At 62.2% G+C, this 6000-nt stretch carries 2 protein-coding genes; both read left to right on the top strand.

The features are described 5' to 3' along the window. The first annotated feature begins 260 nt into the window (after positions 1-260). Positions 261-2759, top strand: coding sequence for a glycoside hydrolase family 2 TIM barrel-domain containing protein (locus tag AC4CS3_RS22825; RefSeq protein WP_490785363.1), 2499 nt, complete (start codon positions 261-263; stop codon positions 2757-2759). After that, positions 2756-4918, top strand: coding sequence for a hypothetical protein (locus AC4CS3_RS22820; RefSeq protein WP_269995129.1), 2163 nt, complete (start codon positions 2756-2758; stop codon positions 4916-4918). Before AC4CS3_RS22825 ends, AC4CS3_RS22820 begins: the two co-directional genes overlap by 4 nt. Positions 4919-6000 lie beyond the last annotated feature (1082 nt).

Here is a 6000-nt window from a genome sequence, read left to right as displayed (position 1 = left end):
CCCGCGGCCGCGTTGCCCTCGAAACCATCAAGCAAAACTGAAACACACCACTAGGTCGAGACCAACAGCCGATTCGGTATCACGTGTCAGTTCAGTGGCCCAGCAACGCGCGACGCTGCGGCCCCACCTGTTGACACAGGCAGGGCCGCAATGATTATCTGTTTGTGACACGTGATACCTTCCGGTTACCACGTAATAGTTTTGGCTGCCGCCGACCATCGCGATGCGCAGTCCGCCCATCGCTTACAAGGGAGAAATCGATGACCCGCACCTCGTTCAATGAAGGCTGGGCAGTCCGTCCCAAGAAAAGTCTCTTCGCTGAACTGTCCGCCCCGGCATCGCCCTCGCAACCCGTCACCCTGCCGCACGATGCACTGATCGCGCTGGAAAGGTCGGCGGACTCGGTACAAGGCTCACATACCGGCTACTTCCCGGACGGCGCTTTTGAGTACAGCAAGACCTTTGAGGTTTCCGAGGAGTACCGCGGCAAGCGCGTATCGCTGGAGTTCCAGGGCGTTTACCGGGATGCCATGGTTTACGTCAACGGCGATTTCGCCGCCCAGCGCCCGTTCGGCTATTCCACTTTCACCATCCGGTTGGACCCGTTCCTGAAATACGGGCAGCCGAACACCATCAAAGTGGATGCCCGCGTCCATGAGGATTCCCGCTGGTACACCGGCGCCGGAATCTACCGCGACACCATCCTCTCCGTCACCGAACTGGTCCACGTCGCCGCCAACGGCGTCCGGGTCACAACTCCTGACATCGACGACCGCCGCGCCGTGATCGATGTCGCCACCACGGTTGAGAACGAGGGCCTGGAGACAGCCACGGTGACCGTTACCACTGAGTTGCGCGACGCTGTCGGCAAGGTTGTGGCCCGGGGCGCGGCACCGGCGACGCTTAGGGCGGGGTCCAACGCGGTGGTCCGCCAGCGTCTCTACGTCACCGACCCTCAGGTGTGGGGCGTGGACAGGCCCTACCTCTATACGGCGAAGACTGAACTGACCGACCTTACGGAGGTCCTGCAGGAGCACGAGACCACTTTCGGCATCCGATCCCTGCAGCTTGACCCCTACCGCGGTCTGCAAATCAACGGGGAGACCGTGAAACTGCGCGGCGCCTGTATCCACCACGACAACGGCATTCTGGGCGCGGCCACCATCGGCAGGGCCGAAGAACGACGCATCGAGCTGCTCAAGGAAGCCGGCTTTAACTCCATCCGCAGCTCCCACAATCCCATCAGCCAGGCAATGCTCGACGCCTGCGATAAGCACGGCATGCTGGTCATGGACGAAACCTTCGACGTCTGGACGGACGCGAAATCCTCCTTCGACTACTCCCTGTCCTTCCCGGAATGGTGGGAACGCGACGTCGAAGCCATGGTGGCCAAGGATTTCAATCACCCCAGCGTCATCCTGTACTCCATCGGCAATGAGATCCCCGAAACCGGTAGCGGCCTCGGCTCGGACTGGGGTCGGAAGATTGCCGAGAAGATCCGCTCCATGGATGGCACCCGCTACATCACCAACGGCATTAACGGCTTCGTCTCCGCCATCACCGAGGTCTCCGAAATGATGCGCCAGCGCGCCTCAGCAGCTGACTCCGATGGGGAGGGCGAGGGCGTCAACGCCATGATGAGCCAGGCCGGCGAATTTATGAACCGCATTAGTGCCTCACCCCTGGTCACCGAGAAAACAGCCGAATCGCACGCCGTGGTGGACGTCGCCGGGATCAACTACGGAGACGGTCGCTACGTCCAGGACAAGGAACTGTTCCCCAACCGCATCATCGTGGGCACCGAAACGTTCCCCACCCACATCGACGTGAGCTGGAAGCTCGTCGAAGAGAACCCGCACGTCATCGGCGACTACACGTGGACAGGCTGGGACTACCTAGGCGAGGCGGGCATCGGCCGCGTGCACTACGCGGACGAAACCGGCGGCAAACCCAGCTTCGGCGCACCCTACCCCTGGCTACTGGCTTGGTGCGGCGACATCGACATCACCGGCTACCGCCGCCCTGCCTCCTACTACCGCGAAACCGTGTTCGGGCTCCGCCACGAGCCTTACATCGCCGTGCAGCGGCCCGAAAACCATAACCGCGAATGCAGCACCGGCCAATGGAGCTGGAGTGATTCGATCTCCAGCTGGAGCTGGGATGTTCCAGCCGGTTCTCCTGTCAGAGTGGAGGTTTACAGCGATGCCGATGAAGTGGAGCTACAGCATAACGGTCAAACCATCGGGCGCCAGCCGGCGGGCCGGGAACATAAGTTCCGTGCGGTCTTCGATCTCACGTACCATCCCGGCGAGCTCGTCGCCATCGGTTACGCCGGAGGCGTGGAGCAGGCCCGGACCGTGCTTCGTTCTGCCAATGGGCCGATCAGGCTGGTGGCGGAAGCAGACCGCGCGGAAATCAGCGCCGACCACACCGACCTCAGTCATGTCACCATCGAGTTCCGCGACACCGAAGGCAACCTGGCAACGAACGTGGAACGAACGGTCACCGTGACCGTGGAAGGAGCTGGCGTCCTTCAAGGCCTGGGCAGTGCACGTCCCGCGACGGAGGAAAGCTACCATTCACGGAGCCATACCTCTTTCGACGGCCGGCTGCTCGCCGTCGTCCGCCCCTCCGGCGCCGGAGAAATCACTGTGACCGCGACCGCCGAAGGATATGCCCCGGCCACAGTCATTCTCGAGTCCCTGCCAGCGGGCTCCCCCGTCCTGCTGCCAGCCAATACCGAAGGGGTTTTCGCATGACTCAGGCAACAGCACCCATCGACCGTCAGGCCGTCGTCGCCCGGCACGCTGTGACCCTTACGGCTGCGGACCCACAGCATGTCCTCACGGTGGGTAACGGCGACTTTGCCTACACGGCCGACATCACCGGCATGCAGACCTTCACGGACTACCATGATGCCAAGGCTGCCATGATGCGCGGCCAGGTCGCAGTGAACACTGCCACCATGAGTTCCTGGGGATGGCATGAGATGCCCAACCCGGAAGGCTACGTCCTCGACGACGCCATGTCCCGATACGACACCGCCCGAGGTCCGGTCTCCTACCCTGACCGGTACGACATGGAACAGGCCATGCGAGGTAACGTGACGGACGAAAACAAGCCAGGGGCCTGGCTTCACGCCAACCCCCAACGCATTGACCTGGGCCGGATAGGACTGCAACTGCGCAGCACCCCGGGCGGAGACATCGAAACCGATCCGGCGGCGCTCACAGGCATCCACCAAACGCTCGACTTGTGGACCGGGATCATCGAGACCTCGTTCCGGTATGCCGGGGAATTGGTCCGCGTCCAGACCGCGGCGGCGCCCGACAGCGCGCGCGTGGGCTTCCGGATCAGCTCACACCTCCTCCTTGACGGCCGGCTCACAGTATCGGTGCGGTTTCCCTACGCCTCTGAAGGGTTCTTCCAGACTTCCGACTGGGACTCCCCCGCGCGGCACACCTCCGTTTTGACCTCTGGCGGCTCCGGTAGTGCCAGCGTCCTGCGCCAACTCGACGGAACCAGCTACCGGGTAGATCTGGACACCGATGGCGCCGACATCGCGGCTTCCGCTGAGCCGCACCACTTCACCGTCACCGCCGCCCAGCCGACCCTGGAACTCGTCGCCGAGTTCCTCCCCGATCCAGCCGTTCCCCGCGAACAAGGCGCCGCCACTATGGGGTTCCCGATGGTCCGGGACGCCTCCACCCGGTCCTGGAAAGCCTTTTGGTGCTCCGGGGCCGCGCTCGACTTCCAAGGCAGCAGCGACCCCCGTGCATACGAACTCGAACGCCGCACCGTGCTCTCCCAATACCTTACGGCGGTGAATTCCGCCGGAGTAACGCCCCCGCAGGAAACCGGTCTGATCACTAACTCCTGGCAGGGAAAGTTCCACCTGGAGATGCACCTTTGGCATGCCGCGCATTTCGCTACCTGGGGCAGACCCGCACTCTTGGAACGCAGCATGCCGTGGTACCTGTCCATCCTCGACCAGGCCCGGGCGACCGCGGCGCGCCAGGGCTACCCGGGGGCGCGCTGGCCCAAGCACGTCGGTCCCGACGGCAGGGAAAGCCCGAGCCCTATCGGTTCCCTGCTGATCTGGCAACAGCCCCATCCGCTGTACCTGCTCGAACTGCTCTGGCGCGCCTCCGATGCGGACAAACAGTCCACCCTCGTCAACGACTACGCCGAACTGGTCCACGAGACCGCGACATTCATGGCTGCCTTCACTGAGGAACGAAACGGCGTCTTCCACCTTCCAGCCCCGGTTATGCCGGCCCAGGAATTTTATGACGCGGCCACCACCGAAGACCCGACCTTTGAACTCGCCTACTGGTGGTGGGGCCTGGAGATAGCCCAACTATGGCGCGAACGTGCGGGACATGCCCGCAGGGAGGACTGGACCCAGATCCAGGACAACCTCATCCGGCCCCACAGCGACGGCGGCCGCTACACAGCCGTGGCCACAGAACCGTATCTGCGGTGCGATGACCACCCCTCGCTTCTCGCCGCGTTCGGGCTGGTCCCGCCTACGCCGCTCATCGACCCGGACCAGATGGAAAAAACACTTCTGGACGTCCTCGAAACCTGGGACTGGCCTACCGCTTGGGGCTGGGACTTCCCCGTCATGGCGATGACAGCAGCACGCCTCGGTAACCCTGACCTGGCTATCGACTGCCTTCTCAAAGACGAAGCCAAAAACCAACTCTCTCCCGTGGGCCACAACCCCCAAATGCGGGGGATTTTGCCCCTGTACCTGCCGGGCAACGGCTCCCTACTCGCCGCTGTTTCCCTCATCGCCGCCGGCTCTGACACATCCCCGGGCGGTTTCCCAGAAACCGGCTGGACAGTCAAAGCAGAAGGCTTTATCCCATGGCCTTCCACCGAGCAAGCAGTGCGGCGTTCATCAGCGCGGTAGGCAGTCCCCAATTTCTGGGTTTACGAAGCAGAGAGAGCAGTCAGTGAATGTGATCAAGGAGTTCGGTGACACAGGAAAAAAGGCCAAAGAACCCAGCCGGTTCGGTGGTGAAAATGCGCGGTATCGCTATTACGGCAGGTGTATCTATCAGTACCGTCTCAAAGGTCAACAACCGTCGACACTTGGCGGCGGGAACGAGGAACCGGGTTCCGGGAGTCGTCGGGGAACCGGATTGTCCTTCCGATCCAGATGCTGAAGCTCCCTGTGGGCAGGGGCCCAGCGCGTCGGAAGCCGGACCAGACGCTCCCCGCCAATTCGGCATGGAAATCCAGGAGGAACCGCTGGAAACTCCCGATGGCGTCCTTGCCTCTCCGTCCTCCCCCAAAGGATTGGATCCCGAGATTCTGGAATCCGGAAGGCATGTGAGTTTCCGGATTGGCCCAGAAACTCTGAGCGGAACCGTCGACGCCGTGATGCGAGATAAATCCTGTTTTTGGATCTGGACGGATGGCGGAATGGGGCGACGCATGATCGATACAAAGGAGGCAGCGGCCGTCGGGTGCGAAACCAATGCCTGGAACCTACCCTGAACCCTTGCGTGCTTGCCTCAGCGCGGCATCGACCCAAAGCCCTCCGTCCACACGGAAGGCCTGGGAAGGTAAGAAGCTCGGCCCAGCTGCATCCGAGCATCAGTGCCGCCTCGAGAAATCCGACACACTTCTCCCGAAAATACTTGGCTCTTTGGCCAGCCGCATCTTGCTTGCTGTGCATCTTCTGGCACATTGCCCCTCTCCCGGGAACGTAACGACGTTTCCTCGCATCAAACGAAAGCTCCTGCTCATGCCCACCGACAAACTCGTTGCAGATTTTATAGCCGACACCCCGGCGGAGCGCGATGATGAACTGACAAAGGCCCTTTCTGTGGCCACGCTTAAAGCGGAAGCGGAGGGGAATGTTGGCATACTCGTTACCAGACACAACTTTCGCCGGTTCTCAGTTTCCCTGAGCCCGGCAGTCCCGCACGGTTTCATTCACGAGCGGGACCACGTACAACGCTGCTTCCAAGAGTCCTAGTTGGTTGA

It is taken from the genome of Arthrobacter sp. SE2 (genome assembly GCF_058244265.1).
The sequence above is the reverse complement of the archived record's forward strand: the minus strand, read 5'-3'. Positions and strand labels throughout refer to the sequence as shown.

What these genes read in the sequence shown, in the direction of transcription:
- AC4CS3_RS22820 (WP_269995129.1), top strand. Translation starts at nt 2,756, where the DNA reads ATGACTCAGGCAACAGCACCCATCGACCGTCAGGCCGTCGTCGCCCGG.
- AC4CS3_RS22825 (WP_490785363.1), top strand. Translation starts at nt 261, where the DNA reads ATGACCCGCACCTCGTTCAATGAAGGCTGGGCAGTCCGTCCCAAGAAA.